At 30.6% G+C, this 23,783-nt stretch carries 25 protein-coding genes and 5 tRNA genes; 2 read left to right on the forward strand and 28 right to left on the reverse strand.

The features are described from left to right. Nucleotides 1-4 precede the first annotated feature (4 nt). From rpsL to AC5SL1_RS03560, 13 genes are all read right to left on the reverse strand, one after another. The gene (gene rpsL / locus AC5SL1_RS03500) at nt 5-376 is read right to left on the reverse strand and encodes a 30S ribosomal protein S12 (RefSeq protein ID WP_006996807.1); all 372 of its coding nucleotides are present in this window, start codon (nt 374-376) and stop codon (nt 5-7) included. Between the two features lie 171 nt (nt 377-547). Beyond that, nucleotides 548-4,717 (reverse strand): DNA-directed RNA polymerase subunit beta', encoded by a 4,170-nt coding sequence (gene rpoC / locus AC5SL1_RS03505; RefSeq protein ID WP_494599151.1) that lies wholly within the window; start codon nt 4,715-4,717, stop codon nt 548-550. Between the two features lie 2 nt (nt 4,718-4,719). After that, a complete protein-coding gene (gene rpoB, locus AC5SL1_RS03510) occupies nt 4,720-8,811 on the reverse strand; it encodes a DNA-directed RNA polymerase subunit beta (RefSeq protein ID WP_494599152.1) in 4,092 nt (1,363 codons plus the stop codon). A 57-nt stretch (nt 8,812-8,868) separates the two neighbouring features. Beyond that, on the reverse strand, nt 8,869-9,237 hold the full coding sequence (gene rplL / locus AC5SL1_RS03515; protein ID WP_494573595.1) for a 50S ribosomal protein L7/L12: 369 nt from the start codon (nt 9,235-9,237) through the stop codon (nt 8,869-8,871). 20 nt (nt 9,238-9,257) lie between these two features. Continuing rightward, the gene (rplJ, locus tag AC5SL1_RS03520; protein WP_494573776.1) at nt 9,258-9,764 is read right to left on the reverse strand and encodes a 50S ribosomal protein L10; all 507 of its coding nucleotides are present in this window, start codon (nt 9,762-9,764) and stop codon (nt 9,258-9,260) included. A gap of 5 nt (nt 9,765-9,769) precedes the next feature. Continuing rightward, nucleotides 9,770-10,459: a 50S ribosomal protein L1 gene (gene rplA / locus AC5SL1_RS03525; protein WP_494599153.1), complete on the reverse strand. Its 690-nt coding sequence runs from the start codon at nt 10,457-10,459 to the stop codon at nt 9,770-9,772. Continuing rightward, nucleotides 10,459-10,884 carry a 50S ribosomal protein L11 gene (gene rplK, locus AC5SL1_RS03530; RefSeq protein WP_494573593.1) on the reverse strand — a complete coding sequence of 142 codons (426 nt, stop codon included), beginning with the start codon at nt 10,882-10,884 and terminating at the stop codon, nt 10,459-10,461. The genes rplA and rplK overlap by 1 nt, the downstream gene beginning before the upstream one ends. Further along, on the reverse strand, nt 10,884-11,414 hold the full coding sequence (gene nusG / locus AC5SL1_RS03535; RefSeq protein WP_494573592.1) for a transcription termination/antitermination protein NusG: 531 nt from the start codon (nt 11,412-11,414) through the stop codon (nt 10,884-10,886). The genes rplK and nusG overlap by 1 nt, the downstream gene beginning before the upstream one ends. Beyond that, the gene (gene secE, locus AC5SL1_RS03540) at nt 11,414-11,605 is read right to left on the reverse strand and encodes a preprotein translocase subunit SecE (RefSeq protein ID WP_006996799.1); all 192 of its coding nucleotides are present in this window, start codon (nt 11,603-11,605) and stop codon (nt 11,414-11,416) included. Before secE ends, nusG begins: the two co-directional genes overlap by 1 nt. A gap of 18 nt (nt 11,606-11,623) precedes the next feature. After that, nucleotides 11,624-11,699 (reverse strand) — tRNA-Trp (locus AC5SL1_RS03545). A 7-nt stretch (nt 11,700-11,706) separates the two neighbouring features. Next, nucleotides 11,707-12,897, reverse strand: coding sequence for an elongation factor Tu (gene tuf / locus AC5SL1_RS03550; protein WP_494573591.1), 1,191 nt, complete (start codon nt 12,895-12,897; stop codon nt 11,707-11,709). A 46-nt stretch (nt 12,898-12,943) separates the two neighbouring features. Further along, nucleotides 12,944-13,017, reverse strand: a tRNA-Gly gene (locus AC5SL1_RS03555). A 46-nt stretch (nt 13,018-13,063) separates the two neighbouring features. Beyond that, nucleotides 13,064-13,149 (reverse strand) — tRNA-Tyr (locus AC5SL1_RS03560). 130 nt (nt 13,150-13,279) lie between these two features. Between AC5SL1_RS03560 and rlmB the strand changes: the two genes are divergently transcribed. Beyond that, the gene (gene rlmB, locus AC5SL1_RS03565; protein WP_494573590.1) at nt 13,280-14,023 is read left to right on the forward strand and encodes a 23S rRNA (guanosine(2251)-2'-O)-methyltransferase RlmB; all 744 of its coding nucleotides are present in this window, start codon (nt 13,280-13,282) and stop codon (nt 14,021-14,023) included. 33 nt (nt 14,024-14,056) lie between these two features. Further along, nucleotides 14,057-14,132 (forward strand) — tRNA-Thr (locus tag AC5SL1_RS03570). A gap of 110 nt (nt 14,133-14,242) precedes the next feature. On the opposite strand, the gene AC5SL1_RS03575 is transcribed toward AC5SL1_RS03570, so the two are convergent. The 15 genes from AC5SL1_RS03575 to AC5SL1_RS03645 all read right to left on the reverse strand — a co-directional run bounded on the left by AC5SL1_RS03575 (nt 14,243) and on the right by AC5SL1_RS03645 (nt 23,775). Continuing rightward, entirely contained in the window at nt 14,243-14,698 is a 456-nt protein-coding gene (locus tag AC5SL1_RS03575) for a hypothetical protein (RefSeq protein ID WP_494599154.1), read from the reverse strand. A 2-nt stretch (nt 14,699-14,700) separates the two neighbouring features. Next, nucleotides 14,701-15,264, reverse strand: a complete 564-nt coding sequence (locus AC5SL1_RS03580) for a hypothetical protein (protein ID WP_494599155.1) — start codon at nt 15,262-15,264, stop codon at nt 14,701-14,703. Then, the gene (locus AC5SL1_RS03585) at nt 15,261-15,881 is read right to left on the reverse strand and encodes an SHOCT domain-containing protein (protein ID WP_494599156.1); all 621 of its coding nucleotides are present in this window, start codon (nt 15,879-15,881) and stop codon (nt 15,261-15,263) included. The genes AC5SL1_RS03580 and AC5SL1_RS03585 overlap by 4 nt, the downstream gene beginning before the upstream one ends. Nucleotides 15,882-16,024: 143 nt before the next feature. Then, nucleotides 16,025-16,804, reverse strand: a complete 780-nt coding sequence (locus tag AC5SL1_RS03590) for an NAD kinase (protein WP_494579046.1) — start codon at nt 16,802-16,804, stop codon at nt 16,025-16,027. 4 nt (nt 16,805-16,808) lie between these two features. Beyond that, a tRNA-Leu gene (locus AC5SL1_RS03595) sits at nt 16,809-16,894 on the reverse strand. Between the two features lie 62 nt (nt 16,895-16,956). After that, nucleotides 16,957-18,060: a hypothetical protein gene (locus AC5SL1_RS03600; protein WP_494599157.1), complete on the reverse strand. Its 1,104-nt coding sequence runs from the start codon at nt 18,058-18,060 to the stop codon at nt 16,957-16,959. A gap of 7 nt (nt 18,061-18,067) precedes the next feature. Then, nucleotides 18,068-19,900: an ATP synthase subunit B family protein gene (locus AC5SL1_RS03605; protein WP_494599158.1), complete on the reverse strand. Its 1,833-nt coding sequence runs from the start codon at nt 19,898-19,900 to the stop codon at nt 18,068-18,070. 143 nt (nt 19,901-20,043) lie between these two features. Next, on the reverse strand, nt 20,044-20,313 hold the full coding sequence (locus tag AC5SL1_RS03610) for a hypothetical protein (protein WP_494599159.1): 270 nt from the start codon (nt 20,311-20,313) through the stop codon (nt 20,044-20,046). Beyond that, nucleotides 20,306-20,782 carry a hypothetical protein gene (locus AC5SL1_RS03615; protein ID WP_494599160.1) on the reverse strand — a complete coding sequence of 159 codons (477 nt, stop codon included), beginning with the start codon at nt 20,780-20,782 and terminating at the stop codon, nt 20,306-20,308. Before AC5SL1_RS03615 ends, AC5SL1_RS03610 begins: the two co-directional genes overlap by 8 nt. Nucleotides 20,783-20,953: 171 nt before the next feature. Beyond that, complete coding sequence (locus AC5SL1_RS03620; RefSeq protein ID WP_494599161.1) at nt 20,954-21,313, reverse strand: hypothetical protein; 360 nt, start codon at nt 21,311-21,313, stop codon at nt 20,954-20,956. After that, entirely contained in the window at nt 21,288-21,599 is a 312-nt protein-coding gene (locus AC5SL1_RS03625) for a hypothetical protein (RefSeq protein WP_494599162.1), read from the reverse strand. The genes AC5SL1_RS03620 and AC5SL1_RS03625 overlap by 26 nt, the downstream gene beginning before the upstream one ends. Further along, nucleotides 21,596-22,135 (reverse strand): hypothetical protein, encoded by a 540-nt coding sequence (locus tag AC5SL1_RS03630; protein ID WP_494599163.1) that lies wholly within the window; start codon nt 22,133-22,135, stop codon nt 21,596-21,598. The genes AC5SL1_RS03625 and AC5SL1_RS03630 overlap by 4 nt, the downstream gene beginning before the upstream one ends. 6 nt (nt 22,136-22,141) lie before the next feature. After that, a complete protein-coding gene (locus tag AC5SL1_RS03635) occupies nt 22,142-22,366 on the reverse strand; it encodes a hypothetical protein (protein ID WP_494599164.1) in 225 nt (74 codons plus the stop codon). A gap of 252 nt (nt 22,367-22,618) precedes the next feature. Continuing rightward, on the reverse strand, nt 22,619-23,020 hold the full coding sequence (locus tag AC5SL1_RS03640) for a gamma-glutamylcyclotransferase family protein (RefSeq protein WP_494573583.1): 402 nt from the start codon (nt 23,018-23,020) through the stop codon (nt 22,619-22,621). A 5-nt stretch (nt 23,021-23,025) separates the two neighbouring features. Continuing rightward, nucleotides 23,026-23,775: a competence/damage-inducible protein A gene (locus tag AC5SL1_RS03645; protein WP_494599165.1), complete on the reverse strand. Its 750-nt coding sequence runs from the start codon at nt 23,773-23,775 to the stop codon at nt 23,026-23,028. Nucleotides 23,776-23,783: the final 8 nt, after the last annotated feature.

Below are 23,783 nucleotides of genomic sequence, written 5' to 3' on the forward strand. Positions count from 1 at the left end.
TCTATTATTTACCCTTTTTTGTTCCATACAAAGATCTACGCTTCTTTCTATTTGCAACACCTTGGGTATCTAAGTTTCCTCTTAGAATATGATAACGTACACCTGGTAAATCTTTTACACGACCGCCTCTGATCAATACAACAGAGTGTTCTTGTAGATTGTGACCCTCACCACCAATGTAAGCAGTAACTTCAAAACCATTTGATAGTCTAACTCTTGCAACTTTCCTTAATGCTGAGTTGGGTTTTTTTGGAGTTGTTGTATAAACTTTTACACAAACACCTCTTTTTAAAGGCTGCTTCTGCAAAGCTGGAACTTTGTTCCTTGCAACAGGTTTAATTCTTTTTTTTCTTAACAACTGGTTAATAGTTGGCATAAATTTTTTAATTAATTAATATATTTTTGAATGAAAATAACTGACAGGTTATTTTGTGGCAGCGTTTAGTTCCATTAAGTAGGTACTACATTCCAACCAAAAACATCGCCAAACTACTATTTAATTCTAGTTTGTCAAACTAAAAACTGCTTTTGAAGAGAGTTATTTTGTTTAGTTTGCTTGAGTTTCAGTGGGTTCTGCTGGTTCAATTTTATCTTGATCAGCCAAGAACTTATTATCTGCTTCTAAAGCATTCTTGTTCCATTTGTTCTTAATGTGACCTGTTCCAGCTGGAACTAATCTACCAACAATGACGTTCTCTTTTAAGCCATTAAGTGGGTCAACTTTACCTTTAATAGCCGCATCTGTAAGAACTCTTGTAGTTTCTTGGAATGAAGCTGCTGATATAAAAGACTCTGTTTGTAAAGATGCTTTAGTAATACCCATTAAAACTCTTTCTCCAGTTGCTGGATTTTTTCCATCAGCAACAAGCTTTTCATTTGTATTATCAAATTTAATTCTATCTATCATCTCACCTGGTAAATAACTCGAGTCACCAGACTCTTTAACTTCTACTTTTTTAAGCATTTGTCTTAGAATCGTTTCAATATGTTTGTCGTTTATAATTACACCTTGTAACCTATAAACTTCTTGTACTTGGTTAACAAAGTATTCTGTTAAATCTTTTATACCAAGTATTCTTAAAATATCATGTGGTAAAGGTTGTCCGTCTAAAAGATACTCACCTTTTTTAATTTTTTCACCTTGATTGAAATTAATATGTTTGCCTTTTGGAATTAGATAGTTTGAAGGTTCTCCATTTTCAGGTTGAATAGAAATTCTTTGTTTTCCTCTTACTTCTTTACCAAATAAAACTTGGCCATCATTTTCTGCAATTATTGCGCTATCTTTAGCTTTTCTAGCTTCAAATAATTCAGCTACACGAGGTAGACCTCCCGTAATATCTTTTGTTTTAGTAGTTTCTTTTGGAAGTCTAGCTATTATGTCACCAGCAAATATTTTTTGACCATCTTTCACTGAAAGAATTGAGTCTGGAACTAAATAATATCTGGCTTCATTGTCATCAGCTTTTTTAATAACATTACCTTTATCATCTCTTAAAGTAATTCTTGGTTTTAAATCAGTATTTTTAGATTGAGCTCTCCAATCAATAACTGATTTAGATGAAATTCCTGTTGCATCATCAGTAGTTTCTTGGATTGAAACACCGTCAATTAAATCAACATAACCTGCTATACCACTTTTTTCAGCAATAACTGGTGTTGTATAAGGATCCCATTCACAAATTTTTTCATTTGCTTTGACTTTATCACCATTCTGGAAAAATAATTTTGAACCATAAGCGACTTTATAAACAGCAACTTGAACGCCATTATCATCTTCAATTGATAGCTGAGTATTTCTTCCCATTACTATCAAATTCTTTTTAGAGTCTTCTAATAAGTTAGAATTAATTATTTTTAAAGTACCAGCTGATTTAGTAATGATTTGCGATTCTTGTTTAACAGAGGCTGTTCCACCAACGTGGAAAGTCCTCATTGTTAACTGCGTGCCTGGTTCACCAATCGATTGAGCTGAGATCATACCAATTGCTTCACCCACGTGTACCATTTTTCCTCTAGATAAATCACGTCCATAACAAGTTGCACAAACTCCTTTTTTAGAACTACAAGTCATAACAGAGTATGCTTTAATAAATTTAACCCCTGCTGCATCAATTTTATCACAACCAGCTTCATCGATCATTGTTTCTTTTTTAATTACAACTTCACCAGTAATAGGATTTTTAACATCAAATGCTGTTACCCTTCCAAGAGCTCTTTCGGATAAACTGACAACGACATTTCCACCTTCAAGAATTTCTGCTAATTCAATAAAACCTGGATTATCACATTTAATTTTTGAAATTGTTAAGTCTTGAGCAACATCACACAATCTTCTTGTTAGATAACCAGAACTTGCTGTTTTTAATGCAGTATCTGCCAGACCTTTTCTAGCTCCATGGGTAGAGTTAAAGTATTCTAAGGCTGTTAGACCTTCTTTAAAGTTTGATATAATGGGTGTCTCAATAATTTCACCAGATGGCTTAGCAATTAGTCCTCTCATCCCAGCTAACTGTTTCATTTGAGCTGCAGATCCTCTGGCACCACTATCTGCCATCATAAATACAGAATTAATTTTCATTCCATCAGCAGTACTTTCAGTAGCAGAGATACCTCTCATCATTTCACCAGCAACTTTATCTGTACACTTAGACCAGGCATCAACTACTTTGTTATATTTTTCACCTCGAGTAATCAAACCTTCGGAATATTGATTTTCATAATCAGCAATTAGTTTTTTGGTATCTTCAATTAATTGACCTTTGTTTTCTGGAATAACTAAGTCATCTTTACCAAAAGAAATACCTGCTTTAAATGCATGTTTGAAACCTAAATCTTTTAAGTGGTCACAGAATATAACGGTAGTTTTCTGACCACAAAATCTAAATACGCTATCAATAATTTCAGATACCGTTTTCTTAGGTAGTAATCTATCAATCATTGAAAATGTAATATCTTTATGTTTAGGTAGTAAGTTTGCTAATAAAAATCTTCCAGCAGTTGTAGTGTGTTTTTCAACTTTCTTATTTCCATTTTCATCAAGAGTTTCAAATCTTGAAACAATAGTAGAATGAACTTTTATTTGACCTGTAGACAAAGCATGTTCAATTTCATCATTATTTATAAAATAGCCATCTGGTTTTTCTGTTTGAAAAGGAGCTTGAGACAAATAATATAAACCTAAAATCATATCCTGACTCGGTACAATAATAGGTTTTCCATTTGATGGACTTAAAATATTATTAGTAGAAAGCATCAAAATTCTTGCTTCTAGCTGCGCTTCCAAACTTAATGGAACGTGAACTGCCATCTGATCTCCATCAAAGTCAGCATTAAAAGCTGCACAACATAACGGGTGTAACTCAATGGCATCACCTTCAATTAACTTAGGTTCAAATGCTTGCACACCTAATCTGTGAAGAGTTGGAGCACGGTTTAATAAAACTGGGTGTTCTCTTACAATAAGTTCTAATGCATCCCAAACTGCATTAGTTTCTTTTTCAACTAACTTTTTAGCTTGTTTGATTGTTGATGCTAAACCTAATTTATTTAATCTTGCATATAAAAATGGCTTGAATAGCTCAAGAGCCATTTTTTTTGGTAAACCACATTCATGCAGCTTAAGGTCTGGTCCTACAACGATTACAGATCTTCCTGAATAATCTACTCTTTTACCTAATAAATTTTGTCTAAACCTACCCTGCTTACCTTTAAGCATTTCAGCTAATGATTTAAGAGGTCTTTTGCCAGTTCCAGTAATTACTCTACCTCTTCTTCCATTATCGAAAAGTGCATCCACTGATTCCTGAAGCATTCTTTTTTCATTTCTAACAATAATGTCTGGAGCCTTAAGATCCATTAATCTCTTTAGACGATTATTTCTATTGATTACTCTTCTATAAAGATCATTTAAATCTGAAGTAGCAAATCTACCTCCATCCAAAGGTACTAGAGGTCTTAATTCAGGCGGGATAACTGGAATTACAGTTAAAATCATCCATTCTGGTTTTTGACCAGTTTCAATAAATGACTCAATTAATTTTAGTCTTTTAATTGATCTTTCTTCATTAACTTTAGATTTTGTTTCTTTAATTGAGTTAATTAATTTAGTTCTTTCAAGTTCTAAATCCATTGCTTTAAGAATTGTTAAAATTGCTTCTGCTCCAATTCCAGCTTCAAATGACTCTTCACCAAATTCATCTTGATATTTAGCTAATTCTTCTTCGTTTAATAATTGATTTTTTTGTAAACCAGTTAAGCCAGGTTCAATTACAATAAAGTTTTCAAAGTACAAAACTCTCTCAACTTCTTTTAACTTCATATCAACTGCAAGTGATATTCTGCTTGGTAATGATTTTAAGAACCATATATGTGCAACAGGTGTTGCTAAATTGATGTGACCCATTCGCTCTCTACGAACATTAGATTTTGTTACTTCAACACCACATTTTTCACAAATTATTCCTCTGAATTTCATTCTTTTGTACTTGCCGCACAAACATTCATAATCTTTAATTGGACCAAAAATTCTAGCACAAAAAAGACCGTCTTTTTCAGGTCTAAAAGTTCTATAATTTATTGTTTCAGGTTTTTTAATTTCACCGTAAGTCCATGATTTTATCTTTTCAGGACTTGCTAAAGTAATTTTAATACTATTAAAATTTTGAGCTTCAGAAACTTCACTATTTTTAAATAAATCTGTTAATTCTTTTTTCATATTTAATTTAACTCAATGTTTAGTGCTAATGATTTTATTTCTTTTACTAATACGTTGAATGACTCTGGTATTCCAGATTCAAAATTTTCTTCACCTTTAACTATTGTTTCGTAAACTTTAACTCTACCAGCCACATCGTCTGACTTAACAGTTAAAATTTCTTGTAAAGTATAAGATGCTCCATAAGCTTCAAGAGCCCATACTTCCATCTCACCAAATCTTTGGCCACCAAGTTGAGCTTTACCACCTAAAGGTTGCTGTGTAACAAGACTATAAGGTCCAGTAGATCTAGCATGTATCTTGTCTTCAACTAAGTGATGAAGTTTTAACATATAAATTATTCCAACAGTCACTGGTCTATCAAACATTTCTCCTGTTCTTCCATCCCATAAATTAGTTTGTCCAGATGTTGGTAGTTTTGCTAAATTAAGCATTTCAGAAACATCCTTTTCTTTAGCACCATCAAAAACCGGTGTTGAGATAGCTATACCATTTTGGAGATTTTCACATAAATCACTAAATTCAGTTTTATTTAATTTGTCGATAGAGCCATCAAAAACATCATTTCCATAAACAGACTTTAAAAATGAAGAAATCTTCTCTGTTTTTTCAAATTTTTTATTATTTTCATTAACTAATCTTTTAACTTCTTCACCAAACTCTTTACATGCCCAACCAAGGTGAGTTTCTAAAATTTGACCAACATTCATACGACTTGGGACACCTAATGGATTTAAAACAATATCAACCGGTCTACCATCTTCTCTGTATGGCATATCTTCAACTGGAACAATTTTACTAACAACACCTTTGTTTCCGTGCCTACCCGACATTTTATCTCCAGGTCTCAATCTTCTTTTAATAGCAACAAAAACTTTTACCATTTTCATTACACTTGGTAGTAAATCATCACCACTTCTAATTTTTAAAACTTTATCTTCAAATCTTTCTAAAATTGATTGTTTTGCCTTATTGTATTGATCTTTTAATTGAGCAAGACTTGCTTCATCATTGACATTTCCTACTGTTATTTTGAAAATATCATTTATGCTAATTTTGCTGATTGTCTCGAGATCTAATTTCGTTCCAACTTCTAAATCTTTAATTTTTTTAGTTAAAGATGAACCAGATAAGATTTGATTTGCTCTTTGCTTAATACTTCTCTCTAGAATTTCTTCTTCAACAATTTTATCTTGCTGTACAGTTTCGATTTCAGCTCTCTCAATTGTAATTGATCTTTCATCTTTTTCAATTCCATGTCTGTTGAAAACTCTAACATCAACAATAGTACCGCTACTTCCTCTAGACATTCTTAAAGAGGTATCTGTAACATCAATTGCTTTTTCGCCAAAAATTGATCTTAATAATTTCTCTTCTGGACCAGAAGCTGAGTCTCCTTTTGGTGTAACTTTACCAACAAGAATGTCTCCCGCTTTAACTTCTGCACCAATATAAACGATCCCTGACTCATCAAGATTTTTTAAAGCTTCTTCATTCACATTTGGTATATCTCTTGTAATTTCTTCTTCACCTAATTTGGTATCTCTAGCCATAACTTCATACTCAACTATATGTACTGATGTGAACACATCGTCTGTTACACATCTTTCTGAAATTAAAATAGAGTCTTCAAAATTGTAACCTTGCCAAGGCATAAATGCTACGGTAACATTTTTACCTAATGCTAATTCACCTAGCTTAGTAGATGGTCCATCAGCAATTATATCTCCAGATTTAACTTTATCACCAACTCTAACTAAAGGTTTTTGGTTAATACATGTATTTTGATTAGATCTTTTAAATTTTTGTAAATTATAAATATCTACACCAGACTTAGTAAAATCAGTCTCCTCTGTTGCTTTGATAACAATTCTTTTACCATCAATTTTATCAACTGTACCATCTCGTTTAGCAACAATTGTTACTCCTGAATCTAGAGCAACATCCCTTTCTATACCGGTTCCAACTAATGGTGATTCAGGTTTTAATAAAGGTACAGCCTGTCTCATCATGTTAGATCCCATTAGAGCTCTGTTTGCATCATCATTTTCTAAAAAAGGAATTAATGATGCTGCAACTGAAACTAGTTGTTTTGGAGATACATCTATGTAATCAATATTCTCAGGTCTTGATAAAATAAAGTTTAAGTTTTCTCTACAAGAAACTAGATCTTCTATAATTTTTCCATTCTTATCTAATTTAGTGTTTGCTTGAGCAATAGTATATTTAGTTTCTTCCATTGCAGATAAATATTCCACTTTATCTTCTACAACTCCGTTTTTAACTTTTTTGTACGGGCTTTCAATGAAACCATATTTATTAATTTTTGCATAAGTAGATAAACTATTAATCAACCCAATGTTTGGTCCTTCGGGCGTTTCAATTGGGCAAATTCTTCCGTAATGCGTTGGGTGTACGTCACGTACTTCAAAGCCAGCTCTTTCTCTAGTTAAACCACCAGGTCCTAAAGCTGATACTCTTCTTTTATGAGTAATTTCAGATAAAGGATTGGTTTGATCCATAAACTGTGAAAGTTGAGAACTAACAAAAAAATCTTTTAAAGAAACTGTTAGAGGTTTAGCATTAATTAAATCTTGAGGCATTGCAGATTCAATATCAAGAGTTGTCATTTTTTCCTTGATAGCTCTTTCCATTCTGTAAACACCAATACGAGCTTGATTTTCTACAAGTTCTCCAACAGACCTAACTCTTCTATTTCCAAGATGGTCAATATCATCAACTTCATCTTTACCATCACGAAGATCTAACATTTTATGAACTATAGCTATAATATCGTCATTTCTTAAAATTGTAATTTTGTCAGAACATTCTAAATTTAATCTAGAGTTCATTTTTACTCTGCCTACATCAGAAAGATCGTATCTATCTGAACTGAAAAATAAATTATTAAAAATTTGAGTAGCTATTTCAATTGTCGGTGGTTCACCTGGTCTTAAAACTTTATAAATTTCAGTAATAGCATCATTTTTGTTGTTATTTTTATCATTTAAAATTGTTGTTAGTAAGTAAGGGCCTTTATTAATTGAATTAGTTATAGAGATATCAATTGAATTGATGTTCGCTTCTAAGATTTGTTTAATGATTGTATCATTTAGCTCAGTTCCAATTCCAAAAGTACCTTCTTCCTCGTTGTCGCTAACAACAATTTCTTTATGAAGATATTTTCCATAAAGTGACTCTTGTGAAACTAAAATGTCTTTTAAACCATCGTTAGCAAGTTTTTTTGCAGTTAAAAAATTAATTTTATCACCTAGTTTAATAACAACATTGCCATTTTTTGCATCTATAACTTCTTCTGAAAAATTTTTAGCTTTATAGTTTTCTGGATTAAATTTTGTTTTCCATTTATTTGTTTTAAGATCAAATGTGTAAGTTTCTTTATCATAAAATTCATCTGCGATTTCAGATTTAGCAAAACCTAGAGCCATTAATAAAGTTGATACAAAAATTTTTTTCTTTCTATCAATTTTAAAATATAAAAAGTCTTTTACGTCATACTCAAGATCTAACCATGAACCTCTATTTGGTATAACTCTACAATTAAATAGAAGTTTACCACTTGCATGAGACTTTCCCTTATCATGATCAAAAAATACACCTGGACTTCTATGCATTTGATTGACTACTACCCTTTGAACACCGTTAGTAATAAAAGTACCACTATCAGTCATCATTGGAACTTCTCCCATGTAAACTTCTTGTTCTTTTGCTGATAAAATATCTTTAGTGTTATTTTCTTGATCTATTTCATAAACAACAAGTCTTAAAGTACATTTAAGTGCAGAGGTAAAAGACAAGCCTCTTTGTATACATTCTTCGGTATCAAATTTTGGTTTTTCTAATCTATAAGAAACATATTCTAAAGTAGCTTTATCATTAAGGTCTTCAATTGGAAAAATACCTTTAAAAACTCTATCAAAACCTTTTGTCAGATCTCCTGCATCTAAATCAAAGTCAGTTAATTGTTTGTATGAATTTTTTTGAACTTCAATTAAGTTTGGAATAGATAAAGTCTCAGCTAACTTGCCAAAGCTTTTTCTTACATTTTTCTTTTCAGTAAAAGATAATTGCATTTATAATCAGTTACTAGTTAATTAAATTAACCAGCAATTAAGTTCTTTCTAATTAAATTATTTAAGTTCTACTTTTGCGCCAGCTGCTTCCAACTTAGCTTTGATCTCTTCAGCATCTTTTTTGTTTACACCCGATTTAACTTCTTTCGGTGCACCTTCAACTAGATCTTTTGCTTCTTTAAGACCTAAAGATGTTGCTGCTCTAACTTCTTTAATAACATTAATTTTTTTATCTCCTGCAGAAACCAACATAATTGTAAAATCATCTTTTGCTTCTTCAGCTGCTCCACCTGCTGCTGCTGCTGCTGGTGCTGCTGCAGCCATAGCTGTAACACCCCATTTTTCCTCAAGTTGTTTTGAAAGTTCAGCTGCTTCAACTACAGTTAAACTTGATAAATCTTCTATAATTTTATTTAGATCAGGCATAATTTTTATACTTCTTTAGGTTATTTTTCAGAATTTTCTGGGGACAAACTACTCATTTTTTCAGAACGTGCAAGTAAAATACTTACAAATTTTGATGCTGGTGTTGCTAGAATTCCTACTATATTTGCTCTAGCTTCATCTAATGTTGGTAAATTAGCTACATTTTGAACTCCAGCTTGGTCCAAAACATCATTGCCCATTATTCCACCTAAAAGTTTTAGATTTTCATTAGTTTTCGCAAATTTGGATAAAATTCTAGCCGAGATAATAGCATCGTTAGAAAAAGCTACAGCAGTAGCTCCTGTAAATAAATTAGCAAGATCTTTACATTTAGTTTTTTCAATTGCCAACTTAGTAATTCTATTTTTAGTAATTTTAAATTTTATTCCATGTTCTCTCATTTGAGCTCTTAACTCATCTAATTGAGACATTGTTAAACCTTGATAATGAGTAACCATAACAGCTTCATTATTTTGAAACTGAGTTTCCATTTCACTTATATAATTTTTTTTTTGTTCCTTGTTCATCATAACTATATAACTTTTCCTAATTTGACTTTGTATGACACACCCATACTTGATGTTACAAAGGTATTTTTAATTAAATCACCTTTTAATGTAAGATTTCCTTTTTCTTTTTCTAAAGTATCTAAAATTGCTTGATAATTTTTTAATAATTGATCATCATGAAAAGATTTTTTTCCAATGCTAACACCTATATTACCATCTTTATCATTTCTAATTTCAGCTTGACCTGATTTTGCATCAGTTACAGCTTGCTTAATGTTGTCTGAAACTGAACCTAATTTTGGATTGGGCATTAAACCTTTGGGTCCTAAAACTTTACCTAGCTTTGAGAGCTTAATCATCATCCCTGGCGTACAGATAAGTTTTTCAAAATCTAATTCACCTGATTTAATTTTTTCTATAAATTCATCGCTACCAACTATGTCAGCACCCGCATCTTTAGCTTCTTTAGCTTTTGCATCTTCACAGACAACAGCAACTTTTACTTTTTTTCCTGTTCCCCCTGGTAAATTAACTACAGTTCTAATATTTACCTCACCTTTTTTTTGCTTATTGTTAACTTGAAAACTTAAATCAATTGACTCATCAAATTTAGTTGTACAATTTTTTTTAACAATAGATAATAAACTTTCAATTGCATCAGCTGGCAAATTTTTAGTTTCTTTTGGTAATTGTTTGAATCTTTTTGATGGCATTAGTCTTTAACCTCAATTCCCATAGATCTTGCAGAACCAGCAATAATCTTTACAGCTTGGTCTAAGTCGTGTGCATTAAGATCTTTCATTTTTTGTGTTGCAATTTCTTCTGCTTGTTTTTTTGTAATTGAACCAGCTATACTTCTTCCTGGTTCTTTAGATCCACCTTTAAGTTTAGCTGCTTCTTTTATAAAATGTGAAGCTGGTGGTGATTTAATTTCAAAATCAAATTTTTTATCTTTATATACAGTAATGACAACTGGGATTGGTTTTCCAGCAAACGCCTTTGTCTTATCATTAAATGCTTTACAGAATTCCATTATGTTAATGCCACGTTGTCCTAATGCAGGACCAACTGGTGGAGCTGGGTTAGCTTGACCACCCATAATTTGCAATTTTATATATCCACTTATCTCTTTAGCCATTAACTTACTTTCTCAACTTGGTTATATTCTAAATCAACGGGTGTTGGTCTTCCAAATATCGACACAGAAACTTTAAGTCTTGATTTTTCTTCATCAATGTCTTCAACCATACCGCTGAATGATGCAAAAGGACCGTCAACAACCTGAACTTTTTCACCAATGGCATACTCTATACCAGATTTTGGCTGTGCTACACCATCTTTTATTTGTCCTAATATTTTTTCTATTTCTTTATCTGAAACAGGTACTGGAATGCCTTTTGAACCTAAAAATCCGCTTACTCTCTTCAGATTTTTAATTAAATGATATAGATCATTGTCCATCTCACTTTTAATTAGTACGTAACCAGGAAAATATTTCTTTTTTCTTTGAATTCTCTTTCCTCTTTTAACTTCTGTTACATCATGAGTTGGTACAACAATTTCCTCAATTTTATCTGAGATTTTAGCTTTTTCAGCCTCTTCTTTTATCAGTCCGGCAACCTTATTTTCAAAATTTGAGTGTGATTGAACAATATACCAATTTTTCATTAAATACTTACCTTTAGTAAAGCTTCCAATAAAAATTTAAGAACTTGGTCAAGAAGTAAAAAAAACAAAGACATAATAACAGCCATTGCAAATACCATTAAAGCACCTTGCATAGTCTCTTTTCCTGTTGGCCAAGAAACCTTAAAGGCTTCTTGCTTTACTTCCTGTATAAATTTTATCGGGTTTTTCATAATATACTGTTCACTTATTGGCAGGAGCGGAGGGACTCGAACCCTCAGCCTCCGGTTTTGGAGACCGGCGCTCTACCAATTGAGCTACACTCCTATAGAGTTTACTCTATAATTTTAGTTACTACTCCAGCTCCAACTGTTCTACCACCTTCACGAATAGCGAAGTTTAATTTTTCACTCATCGCAATTGGAGTAATTAATGTAACAGTGAACTTGGCATCATCACCTGGCATAACCATTTCAGTTCCAGCTGGTAATGTAACTTCTCCAGTTACATCTGTTGTTCTAAAGTAAAACTGAGGTCTGTATTTAGTAAAGAATGGAGTGTGTCTTCCACCTTCATCTTTTTTAAGTACATAAGCCTGAGCCTCAAATTTAGTGTGAGGAGTAACTGAACCAGGTTTACAAAGAACTTGACCTCTTTCAACATCAGTTCTTTCAACACCTCTTAAAAGCACACCGATGTTATCACCTGCTTCACCTGAATCTAAAAGTTTTCTAAACATTTCAACTCCAGTACAAACTGATTTTTTGGTGTCTCTAATACCAACGATTTCAATTTCTTCACCAGTTTTTACAACACCTGTCTCTACTCTTCCAGTAACAACTGTTCCTCTTCCAGAAATTGAGAATACGTCCTCAACTGGCATCAAGAAAGGTTTGTCAACTTCTCTTGCTGGCTGTGGAATAAAATCATCAACAGCTTTCATTAATTCTAAAATAGAATTTTTTCCAATTTCTTCATCTCTACCTTCAACAGCAGCTAATGCAGAACCTTTAACGATAGGAGTCTTGTCACCAGGATACTTGTATGAAGTTAGAAGTTCTCTAATTTCTTCTTCAACAAGTTCAATCATATCTTTATCATCAACTTGGTCTACTTTATTTAAGTAAACAACAATAGCTGGAATACCAACTTGTCTTCCTAAAAGAATATGCTCCCTTGTTTGAGGCATGGGACCATCAGCAGCATTAACTACTAAGATAGCTCCATCCATTTGGGCTGCACCTGTAATCATATTTTTTACATAGTCAGCGTGACCTGGACAATCAACGTGTGCGTAATGTCTTTTTTCAGTCTCATATTCGACGTGAGCAGTTGAGATTGTAATTCCTCTTTCTTTTTCTTCAGGGGCTTTATCAATCTGATCGTAAGCAACCGCTTTTGCTCCACCAGTTGCTGCTAATGTAATTGTGATAGCAGCTGTTAATGTTGTTTTACCATGGTCGACATGACCAATTGTACCAATGTTACAGTGTGGTTTATTTCTTACAAATTTTTCTTTTGACATTACTTTTTTACCTCAGTTTAGTTTTATTAATAATTTCTTTTTTTCTTGGAGCGGGTAAAGAGAATCGAACTCTTACATCCAGCTTGGAAGGCTAGCGTTCTACCATTGAACTACACCCGCACAACATCAAGAATAACACTCCATTGTTATAAAAAATTTTATTGAATGGTGGAGGGGGAAAGATTCGAACTTTCGAAGACCGAAGTCAACGGGTTTACAGCCCGCCCCATTTGACCGCTCTGGAACCCCTCCTTTTTGGGGAAGTGTCCCCTTGTTCAATAAAGCTTCAAACAACAGGCGTTTTATATATTTTTATTATGCAATTGCAACACGAGATTTACTGTGAAAATGGAGGAAAAAACGTATAAAACAAACTAATTTTATGAATAAATCATCTTTTTTAATCGTTGGTCAACATGCTGTAATTGAAGCATTAAGAAACCCTAAAAGGAAGGTTTTAAAAGTATTTTTAACAGAAGAAAGTAAAAAAAATATTCACAGAAAAAATCCAAAAAAAAATGTCCTTGAAGATGTTAAAGTTTATTTCAAATCAAAAAAAGAACTAGATAAATATACTTCTAAAGATCAAATTATGCACGGTGGATACGTTGCTGAAGTGGAACATATTGATCAACCCGACTTAAAAGAGTTTATAAAAGGAAAAAACAACTTAACATTTGTTTGTATTGATGAGGTAACAGACCCAAGAAATATTGGTTCATTAATTAGAAGTGCAGCATCATTTAATATTGATGGATTAATTGTTAAAGAAAGACAATTTCCATCAGATAGTAAGCTTATGTATAAAGCTGCAAGTGGTTGTATGGAACATATCAATATTTTTGAAGTGGCAAATATAAATTCCACACTAAAAAACTTGAGGGAAAAAAATTTTTGGGTTTATGGTTTTGATGCAAGAGGAGAAAAAGACTTCACAGATATAAAATGGGAAGGAAAAAATGTTCTTTTATTTGGTTCTGAGGGATTTGGCATGAGAGAGCACACGGGAAAGTACACAGATTTTTTTGTTAAGATTGATATAAATAAGGATGTAGAAAGCTTAAATATCTCAAATAGTGCTGCAATTGTGTTTCATCATTTAAGTTATTTAAAAAAAAATTCTTGATTAGTCTAAGATTTCTTAATAGAAATCGCTTATGCCCTTGTAGCTCAGCTGGTAGAGCAATTGATTTGTAATCAATAGGTCCGCGGTTCGACTCCGTGCGGGGGCACCATCACTCAATTAAATCAACACTTATTATTTATACTAAATTTAATTTTAACTAAATTTAAACGTATAGTGCGGACATAGTGCGGACAGATTGCGGTTTAATCAAGTAGTCGTTTAATTTTTTTTTTGAAGAACAATCTCTATGAATCGATTATCATTAATTATACGTGTAGCATAAGTTCCAACTTTATGTTTTGTTTTTGTTAAACCAATACTTAATCCAGATAAAACTGCACCAACAGGATCTCCTACTACTGCACTGAAAGTTCCATCAAAAACATCATTCACATCCATTTTTTCTTTTTTTAAATCTCTTAAAGGATAGTGTGTTGTCGACTCATTATAGCCAATTTTATTACATGTTATTTTAAGTTTTTTTTTTGATCTTTTTATCTTAATTTCTTGGGGAGTAACAACAAGCCACGAGCCTTTGTTGTTTGTTAATTTACATTCTGCATTCGTCGGGGTTGATACTATATTTAAAGTTTCCCAACCGGCACCCTTTATAATTCCATAAGCATTACCACTCAACAACAAACCCAGAACGATGATCCCTAAAAGTTTTTTCATAATCATCTTCTATTAAGAAAATTTGCGTAAGATTTTGATCTAATACTAAACCTTAAATTATCATTATAGCCCATTTTAGCAGCATAAGAGTCTGACCAGTCATAGCAGGCAATTACTATAACTCCCTTGTCGCTCTTAAATTTTATTTGTATAGAAGTAACTTCACCTTTTCCTGGATAGTTTTTTTTACTCTTTTTAGAAAACTTTACTTCTAATGGAGTAAATTGCTCTTGAATTGAACTTGCTTCGTCATCCAGTTTTTTTAAACAGTCTTTAGCATCCATGTATTCTAAAGCGGAGATTCCTTCAATTTTAAATTCTGGATCTTTAGACTTATAAATTAATTGAATATCATCAAAACCATCTTTTTTTTCTTCAATTTCTGAAACAGAATATTTAGGTGCAAACCAATCTTTATAATTATCTTTTAATTTTTTTTCTGAGTAATATTTCAAAGCACTGTCACCAACACTCATACCTGCGGCCTCAAAATCAGATATATTAGCAGCATAAGCATTTCCACTTAATAACAAACCCAGAACCATGATCCCTAAAAGTTTTTTCATTCAAGTAGCTTCTTTTTAGCTTTATCAAACTCTTCATCTGTTAAGACACCGTTATCTTTTAATTCATTAAGTTCTTTCAACTTATCAACAATATCTGAAGAATTTTTACTAACTTTTTTAGTTACTTCTTTTTTCTTTTTAGTAATTTTAGGTTTAACTATTTCTTTATTTTCAATTGCTCCATACCAACCATTTTTTGCAAAAATTTCTTTAATTTCAGCAACGCTAGGGTTTTTTTTAATTTTATAATTCACACTGTCCCAAACAATTTTTCTTCCTTTAGCAAAAACAAAACATCTACCATCACCTCTTTTTTTGCTTCTATTGGTGCAGTCATTTTGTGCTTTTATGTGCCCACCAGTCATACAATTATCTCCATATTTTTTAGGACAATAATAATAAAATGTATTATTGCCTTTTTGGTTAATTGCAAAACCAGTTGGCATTCCACTCGACATCATAACGCCACCAATTTCTGAACCATCACCTCTTAAATATGCTAAAAAATTATTAAAAGATTGTGAAGTAAATCTTAAATCTCCAGAACCATCTTTAGAATAAGCGTTCCCACTCATCAACAAACCCAGAACCACGATCCCTAAAAATTTTTTCATCATTAAAACATTACCATTGCGGACATAGTGCGGTCAAACTGAATGTAAATTTCTATAAAGGTTGATAGATAATGTTTATTTAAGAATTGAGTCTTGATTTGTAATCAATAGGTCCGCGGTTCGACTCCGTGCGGGGGCACCATCACTTAATTGTTTGTAGTCTCTTTTCTTGTTTGCTCAATCTTTATCTTTTTATGTAAGCTATTCTTTTTGTCATACAATAACTCAAAGCTAATATTTTTATTAGCTTGAATTTTAATTGTTTTTGCATTTCTAACTTCAAAATTATCTGCAACAGCGCTTATTGGTCTTTTATTTGTATCTAAATTCTTTATCAAAATTTTAGATTTATCACTTACAATGGTTCCTCTCCATCTCCTTGGTCTAAAAGGACTTATAGGTGTAACTGCTAATTTTCTTGAGTCTAAATCTAAAATAGGTCCATGAGCTGATAGATTATAAGCAGTGCTCCCTGCAGGAGTTGATACTAAAACTCCGTCAGAAATTAATTTCTTAATAATATTTTTTTTATTAGCTGTAATTGCAATTGATGACGCTTGCTTGCTTTGTCTTAAAATTGATATCTCATTAATTGCTATAGATTTTCTAATTAAATTACTTTTATTAGTAACCGTCATTTGTAAAGGATAAATCTTAACACTATTAGAAACTGCTAAATTCTTGATAATATTCTTATTTGAAAATTTATTCATTAAAAAACCATAGTTTCCAGAATTAATTCCATAAAAAGGTTTTTTAAATTTATAAAGTCTTTTTAAGGTTTGAAGCATAAAACCATCACCACCAACCACAATTACTAAATTAGATTTTTTTAAAGAGGTGATGTTTAGTTTTTTTACAAGTAAAGATTTAATTTTTAAAGAGGCCTTTGTTTTGTCAAAAACTAAATAAATTTTATCTTTCATTTATTGGTGCCCTCGGCCAGACTCGAACTGGCACTCCGCAAGCGGCAAGGATTTTAAGTCCTTTGTGTCTACCAATTTCACCACGAGGGCATTAATGAATTTCATGAGTATTTATGCTATTATTTATAATTGAACAAGATGAATAAGTAAATTTATTTGAATTTCCTTCTATGCTTTATATAAAGAAATATTAATACTGGTATCCACCATCCAAAGGTAAACAAACTTAAACCTATATTAATTCCTAGTTTAAAAGGTGACTTGTGAGCTTTTCCTACTAAAAATTCATCTTTAAACCAGTAGGAAACACTACCCATAACATTAAACCAAGGAACGGGCGCTCCCCATCTTGCTTCATAGATATTAAAATATTTTTTTTCAATTTTACATTTAATATTAATCTTTGTTATTTCATATTGACCATGAAAATTTTTAAAGTGCTTTTGCATATATCCATGTATTTCATGAGAAATTTGCGTTTCATATCCTAATTGATAGGTTTCTTCTAAACTTAATTCATTAAAATTTGAAAATGATTTTTTTGTCCAATCATTTAATTTATGATTTTTTCCTATTTCTTTGATTTTAACATTAATTAAATCTTTTAAATCTAAATTTTTTTTTTGAATTTTATTACTTATAGTTTGTTCATATAAAATCCCTTCATCTGTGCCAATAAATTTATCATCCTGTTCTAAATGTATTGTAAATCTTTTTTGGTATACTTCATTTGTAGGATTGTTTATTTTGATCTTTTCTTTTACCTTCTTTTTGAAAATTAAAAATGTTTGGTTTTTTAAACTATTAGCTTTAGTTCGCGCTAGTTTAGCTTGAAGTGAAGTTAATGAACTATCAGTTGACATTTGTTCATTAAGAGCTTGTAGTGATTTTCTTTCATTTCTAACGTTTAAAAGTTCTTTGCTGCCAGCTCCATAAGTTTGGGCAATTTGTCTTTTTTTATTAATATATTTGTTAAAACTACCTGGTGGTTCATATGCTAAGTCTTTGTAAAGATCAGATTTACTTTGAAGTTTATCTGCTTTTTTTTGATGAAACTTAGCTAAATTTTTTGCTTGTGCTTCAGCAGCTAAATCTCTTTCGTAAATGTCAGCTTCAATACTAATGTCAAATCCTTGATCGATATAAACTGGAGCTTTTATAGTTCTGATTTTAATATCATCTTCTTTAACTTGCTTATTAAGAAAAGATTTATTGTTCCATGCTATTACATTTTTAATAAGTTTATTTTTATCCATAAATTATCTAAGCCACGCGAGTTGATTGAGCAGAATTGTATTCCCACTTGTGGTTACAAAGCTTACACTTGGTTTTATTGTGATAAGAATCAACTTGCTCTACGCCAGTTTCGTCCCTTTCAATCGTATAGTTATCAGTTTTGTTAATACCTCTATGGTCTTTGTATCTTAATGTTCTGTTATCTCTTACTCTATATGTTCTTGCTCTTTGTCTTGATCCAAGATGAGTTTGTTGATAAATCTCCCCAGCATAAATTCGTTTACATTTAGGGCAATGATACGTTGAGATACCAGAATGAATTTTTCCGGTTACGTAACATGATATAACTATTATGATTATCAAGATCCATATGATTGTCACTATTGCTGATGATACTGGTTCGGTAAAATTAGCCCCTACAAGCCATAATAATACTACTGAAACAATTAATGTTGCTAGTGCGATATAATACGCGCTTCTAGGATCTTCATAACTATTTGCCCAATCAGCAACCCAAATACCTAATATTTTTTTATTCTTTTTTTTCTTTTTTCCATAATCCTTAGGTAAGTAGCTTTTTACTTTCTTCTTTTTAAATTTACTAAATATTTGCTTTAAAAATTTTTGTAAATTATCTAAAAAATTAGTTAAAAAAATAAAAGCAATTAATCCACCAATTAAAAGAATTATAAGACCATATTGAATATATTTTTGTCTTTTTTCTGCAGCATCTGCCGCTGCATATTCAGCTAGCAATCTTTGATTTTCTTCTTCAGCCTGTTGATCTAAAATTCTTTGACGTTCTTCTTGAGCTTTTTGTTCCTCTAATTGAACAGCTTTAAGCTTTTCTGCATTAGCTTTATCTTCTTCTGCTTTGAGTTCAGCTTGTTTTTTTTGAATTAAACTTTGTAGCTCACTTTCTTTTTGTTTAGCAAAATTTACATTATCAGCATTAAGTGTTTCAACATTAGTTATTAAATCAATAAGTTCATTTAAAGTGAAATTGATTGGAAAATTTGAATTTATCTCTCTTCCTTTATCTAATACTTTTTTAAATTCAGTAGGTAAGAAATTTAATAATGTTGGATTTAAAAAACTAGATGGATTTAGCATATCATCATTTTCACTATATTCTCCATGATATATAATTTTTTTAAGGTTTTCGTCTGTATAAATAATCTTGCCACTTTTCTCATCTGAAACAAGAAACATCTCTAATTTTGGTACTTTAAAAACAAAAATTTCTGAGGCAAAATCTGTAATTAAAGTATAATTAGGTGTAATCTCTACTTCAAATTCAAATTCATCTGTAGTTATATCTTTCCAATTAACTTGAAATACTGAATAAAATGTATCTTTAAATTTTAGTGGAGAATTTAAATACAGTGAATAAATTTGTTTTTCAGGGTTTATTTGAAACAAATTGTATTTATCATTTTTTATAAAAACTGATTTTTGTAATTTACCCTTTTTAAAAGCTAAAAAATTCTTAATTTTGATTTTCTTATTTAATTCATAAACCTCTTCGATACTTGAGGTTTTAATCTTATTTTCTGCATCATTGATGTCACCAATAAAAATAAAAGTATTAGATTTAGTATCGCAACAGAATTGATACACTGAATCTATTTCGTCTGATAAGAAATTGTTAGTTAAATAAAATTCTTTAATTTTGTCTAAATTTTCAGTGTCTTCAGGATCTATAGAATTTAAGTCTTCAGTAAGATATATTGTTCTTAGTTCTTGTAATTCAGAAAAACTATTATGATTTAAGCCATATTCACTCAACTCAATAGAATGAGATGAAATTGGAAAAAAAAAAAAGATAAGTACTTTAAAACTTATCCATAATTTTTTCATATTGTCGCCCTGTGTTTTCTAATAATTTATTCCAATTTTTTTTTTAAAAATCAAAACTTCAGTACTGAAAAGAATTACTATAAATATAAAGATAATTAAATTTTTCATTTTTAAATTTTAATAAAAATTATTCAATTATTCAATTATTTAATTACCTCATAACCATAAGATGTTTTACATTTAATTCCTTCGCTTTCTTCTTCAACACCATTAATTACAGTCACATATTCAAATTTTTCACAATCCCTATTTTCATAATTAATTGATTTTACTTTTCTTAGCATTTTCTCATCGCATACTAATACTTCTTTACCTTTTATAGTTTTAAAATTACATGCTTTATGAAATTTTATATTTTGCTTATTGCATGAAAAAAGAATTAAACTGATTAATAATGGAAAAAACTTAATCAATATTGATTTTATCTAATGACTTAAATAGCTCTTTTTTTTTAAAAGCTACTTCTACAAAAACTTTGTAATTATCGTTGTCTTTAAAAACTTCTTTGTTTGAGACACGGTATTTTGAAATTTGATAATTATCTAAAGCAATAGTAATTTTTTCTTCAAAATTATTTTTTGAAGTAGATGATACTTTTCCATCTACTTTCTTATACCTGTCTGCTAAATAAACTTTTTTGGTAGCATCAAGTTCACTTTTAATTTTAAAAATGATATTACTTACTGCAAGTGCTTCCGCTTTTCGTGATGCCATCTCAAGGGACTCAGACTCACCTAAAGCTTTACCATAGAGAGTTCTCCATTCATCTTTGTCTACAATGTACCAATCTGGGGTTTTTTCTTTATAAGGTTTAATTTTATATGTTGAGGAACATGCAAAAGTTAAAAATATTACGCTAATAATTACTAAAGCTTTATTCATAATATCTTATACTTATTTTTAATTAATTATTAAAGTGATAATTTTCATCAACCATAACCCATCTTCCTTCATCAAGATCAAAACATGCTTTATTCGAGGCAATTTTACTTGTCACTTTCTCATAACTATTTTTTCCATAATTATCAACTATGGTGAATTTACCAATTTCCTCTAGCCATATTCTGCAAATTTTTTTTTTTCCTTTTTTGATGAAATCATTCTAATTAGTCCATAAAACTTTCCACTTTTCCAACTATATATTTTTCCGTGCGAAGGATTACTAATAGATAAGAATAAAGTCGAGTTATGTTTTTTAACTCCATCACTGGGAATTTTATAATAATGATAAACCATCTTATCTAATATAAGATCAATTAAAAAACCCTCATATTCACTCTCGGGATTAACAATAATTGGGGTTTCAGTAAAAATGCTAAGACTCTCACTTTTAGTCTGAGAAGGAATTAAAATAAATAACATTAGAAAAGTTAAGATATTTATCTTTTTAATATATAGTAATAATATTTTCATTTTCAAAATCTTTACATTTCAAACTTTCTTTAAACGTATATGAACCACCTATATCTATTCTATATTTTTTTATTTCACATGATTTGCTATCAATTTCTTCTTTGGGCATTTTAAAATTATAACCACTATTACATTTCACTATTTGCTTATTTTCATTTGATGAAAAAAAAGAGATAATTTCACATTTGTCCTTTTGAACGTTTTTAACACTAGGAGAATCTTTGATGGAAGAGCCGGTATTAACACAGCTATATAATAATATAAATAATGGAATTATTTTTTTCATTCAAAAAATCTATAATCATAAAAATACCAGCCTGCAAAGTACAAGTGACCAGGTATTGGAAAGCCTGCGCTATCAACAAGTTCAAAGGTACCTAATTCTTTAGGGCAAGCCCTAAATTTAAAAGTCTCTACCTTGTCGTCGATTTTAATATAAGATAAATAATCTCTGCAGCCTCCATAACCCCAAGCTCCAGTTTGGACTATTGTGTTTAAAACCTTAACTTTACCTGATGTGTTATTTTGTGAGTTTTCCCATGAGGCACTTTCCCCATCTCTAAGTCCATACAAAGCCTGGATTAGAATCTGTGTTTGTCTACATTTGTCACTCAAGCTTAATTCTTTTGAAGAAGCTTGTTTAGCAAATTTTTTAGCCCATAAAATTGCATGAATTTTTGTAGAATGAATAGCATCTAAAGCTTTGAAGTTTGCGCTTGGCGCCATACATGAATTTTTTTGTGCAACGGATAGTGATCTCGGCACACATGAAGTAACTATAAACAAAATAAAAATCGCTAAAATCAGTTTTAATGAATTCATCCTAAATTAGGGATTCCTATATGAATTATATGGATTGCACGTTCCAAAAGAACCATCAAGATACTTTACTTTGCAGTTTTGCATTTTTTTAATCATTTTGTATTCTTCAGAATTAAACCAATCAAAATCAATTTTATTTTTATTATTTTTTTTGTCATTTTTTTCTGCATATAATGCTGATATAGAATTTAAGTAGAAAACTAATATAATGATTGCATATTTTTTAATCATGAAAAAGCCTTGAGAAAAATTTTTTTTTAAAAAATTTATTTTTGATTATACTTAACATTTAACTTATTCAAAACTAACTAATCTAAAATTATAAGTATATTTGATTAAATCTGTAATAATTCTTTTGATAGAGTATTTTAAGTCCTTTGTGTCTACCAATTTCACCACGAGGGCACGTATTATTTTCATTTGTTTAACTGTTTTTATTTATAACTCAACTTATTTTTGTTAACAATCTTAACCATATCTCAATTAAGCTTTTAATGCTCTTTTAAGAATTTGGTAATTTAAATTACAATCTTTATAACCTTTCTTTACAGTATTTAAATATCGTTCTGTTGGGTACGCAAACAAAGTTTTTTTTGTCATTGTATAGGTCATTACTTTCTTACCATAATAAGTAAAATAATATTTCTTATATAAAATTGGGTAGTCCTCATAAATATCTAATTTTTTTTCATCACTTTTAGATATTTCAAATAATGCTCCTGGAACTAATGAATTTTTTTTAGGCTCTATATCAGCCGCTCTGTATTTGCTTCTAAAAGTTAATTTAAAATCTTTAAGATTAATCTTTTTTAAAAAAACACTATCTTTGCATCTTCTTTTCATTTGAAAATGATTTAAATTACTACCGTAGGCAAAATACAGCATTCTTATTATCTAATAACTACTTCTATTTTTTTTTGATTAACAAATTTCAATATCTCGGTACTACATTTATCGATTTTTTTTTGGTCTTCTGATCGTATAACTATAGATACTCCTAATTTACCTGCCTGAAAAAAAGGGTAGCTTCCTATTTCAACATCTTTATTGTTGTCTTGAACGTTAGTTAAAGAGTTTGCAATTTCACTTTCAACAGTTTTTAAACTTATTGTATGACTTATTATTGGATTTCCCCCTACTATTTTATCTTTTAATCCACCTAACATTGACTTTAAAATTGATGGCACTCCAGGTAAACAAAAAACATTTTCAACACAAAATCCAGGGGCACCACTTGTTGGGTTAAGAATTAAGTTAGCATTTTTTGGCATCCAAACCATTTTCTGTCTTCCTTCATTAAATTCTCCAACTTTATAATAAGCCTCCAATATTTTAAATGCCTCTTGATGAATTTCATACTCAAGGTTAAATGCTTTTGATATAGATTGAGCGGTAATATCATCATGTGTCGGACCGATACCTCCAGTTGTAAATACGTAGTTGTTAACTTTTCTTAAGTGGTTAACTGTTTCAACAATAGTGCTCTCAATATCTGGAATTACTCTAACTTCATTAACTGTCACTCCAATAGAGTTTAACCACTTGGCAATAGTTCCCGTATTAGTGTCTTGTGTTCTTCCTGAAAGAATTTCATTACCAATAATAAGAATTGCGGCATTAAATTTTGTATTTTCTGGCATTATTAAAT

This window comes from Candidatus Pelagibacter sp. PS_10_02 (assembly GCF_059418005.1).

What these genes read in the sequence shown, in the direction of transcription:
- rpsL (WP_006996807.1), bottom strand. Translation starts at nt 376, where the DNA reads ATGCCAACTATTAACCAGTTGTTAAGAAAAAAAAGAATTAAACCTGTT.
- rpoC (WP_494599151.1), bottom strand. Translation starts at nt 4,717, where the DNA reads ATGAAAAAAGAATTAACAGATTTATTTAAAAATAGTGAAGTTTCTGAA.
- rpoB (WP_494599152.1), bottom strand. Translation starts at nt 8,811, where the DNA reads ATGCAATTATCTTTTACTGAAAAGAAAAATGTAAGAAAAAGCTTTGGC.
- rplL (WP_494573595.1), bottom strand. Translation starts at nt 9,237, where the DNA reads ATGCCTGATCTAAATAAAATTATAGAAGATTTATCAAGTTTAACTGTA.
- rplJ (WP_494573776.1), bottom strand. Translation starts at nt 9,764, where the DNA reads ATGAACAAGGAACAAAAAAAAAATTATATAAGTGAAATGGAAACTCAG.
- rplA (WP_494599153.1), bottom strand. Translation starts at nt 10,459, where the DNA reads ATGCCATCAAAAAGATTCAAACAATTACCAAAAGAAACTAAAAATTTG.
- rplK (WP_494573593.1), bottom strand. Translation starts at nt 10,884, where the DNA reads ATGGCTAAAGAGATAAGTGGATATATAAAATTGCAAATTATGGGTGGT.
- nusG (WP_494573592.1), bottom strand. Translation starts at nt 11,414, where the DNA reads ATGAAAAATTGGTATATTGTTCAATCACACTCAAATTTTGAAAATAAG.
- secE (WP_006996799.1), bottom strand. Translation starts at nt 11,605, where the DNA reads ATGAAAAACCCGATAAAATTTATACAGGAAGTAAAGCAAGAAGCCTTT.
- tuf (WP_494573591.1), bottom strand. Translation starts at nt 12,897, where the DNA reads ATGTCAAAAGAAAAATTTGTAAGAAATAAACCACACTGTAACATTGGT.
- rlmB (WP_494573590.1), top strand. Translation starts at nt 13,280, where the DNA reads ATGAATAAATCATCTTTTTTAATCGTTGGTCAACATGCTGTAATTGAA.
- AC5SL1_RS03575 (WP_494599154.1), bottom strand. Translation starts at nt 14,698, where the DNA reads ATGAAAAAACTTTTAGGGATCATCGTTCTGGGTTTGTTGTTGAGTGGT.
- AC5SL1_RS03580 (WP_494599155.1), bottom strand. Translation starts at nt 15,264, where the DNA reads ATGAAAAAACTTTTAGGGATCATGGTTCTGGGTTTGTTATTAAGTGGA.
- AC5SL1_RS03585 (WP_494599156.1), bottom strand. Translation starts at nt 15,881, where the DNA reads ATGATGAAAAAATTTTTAGGGATCGTGGTTCTGGGTTTGTTGATGAGT.
- AC5SL1_RS03590 (WP_494579046.1), bottom strand. Translation starts at nt 16,804, where the DNA reads ATGAAAGATAAAATTTATTTAGTTTTTGACAAAACAAAGGCCTCTTTA.
- AC5SL1_RS03600 (WP_494599157.1), bottom strand. Translation starts at nt 18,060, where the DNA reads ATGGATAAAAATAAACTTATTAAAAATGTAATAGCATGGAACAATAAA.
- AC5SL1_RS03605 (WP_494599158.1), bottom strand. Translation starts at nt 19,900, where the DNA reads ATGAAAAAATTATGGATAAGTTTTAAAGTACTTATCTTTTTTTTTTTT.
- AC5SL1_RS03615 (WP_494599160.1), bottom strand. Translation starts at nt 20,782, where the DNA reads ATGAATAAAGCTTTAGTAATTATTAGCGTAATATTTTTAACTTTTGCA.
- AC5SL1_RS03620 (WP_494599161.1), bottom strand. Translation starts at nt 21,313, where the DNA reads ATGAAAATATTATTACTATATATTAAAAAGATAAATATCTTAACTTTT.
- AC5SL1_RS03625 (WP_494599162.1), bottom strand. Translation starts at nt 21,599, where the DNA reads ATGAAAAAAATAATTCCATTATTTATATTATTATATAGCTGTGTTAAT.
- AC5SL1_RS03630 (WP_494599163.1), bottom strand. Translation starts at nt 22,135, where the DNA reads ATGAATTCATTAAAACTGATTTTAGCGATTTTTATTTTGTTTATAGTT.
- AC5SL1_RS03635 (WP_494599164.1), bottom strand. Translation starts at nt 22,366, where the DNA reads ATGATTAAAAAATATGCAATCATTATATTAGTTTTCTACTTAAATTCT.
- AC5SL1_RS03640 (WP_494573583.1), bottom strand. Translation starts at nt 23,020, where the DNA reads ATGCTGTATTTTGCCTACGGTAGTAATTTAAATCATTTTCAAATGAAA.
- AC5SL1_RS03645 (WP_494599165.1), bottom strand. Translation starts at nt 23,775, where the DNA reads ATGCCAGAAAATACAAAATTTAATGCCGCAATTCTTATTATTGGTAAT.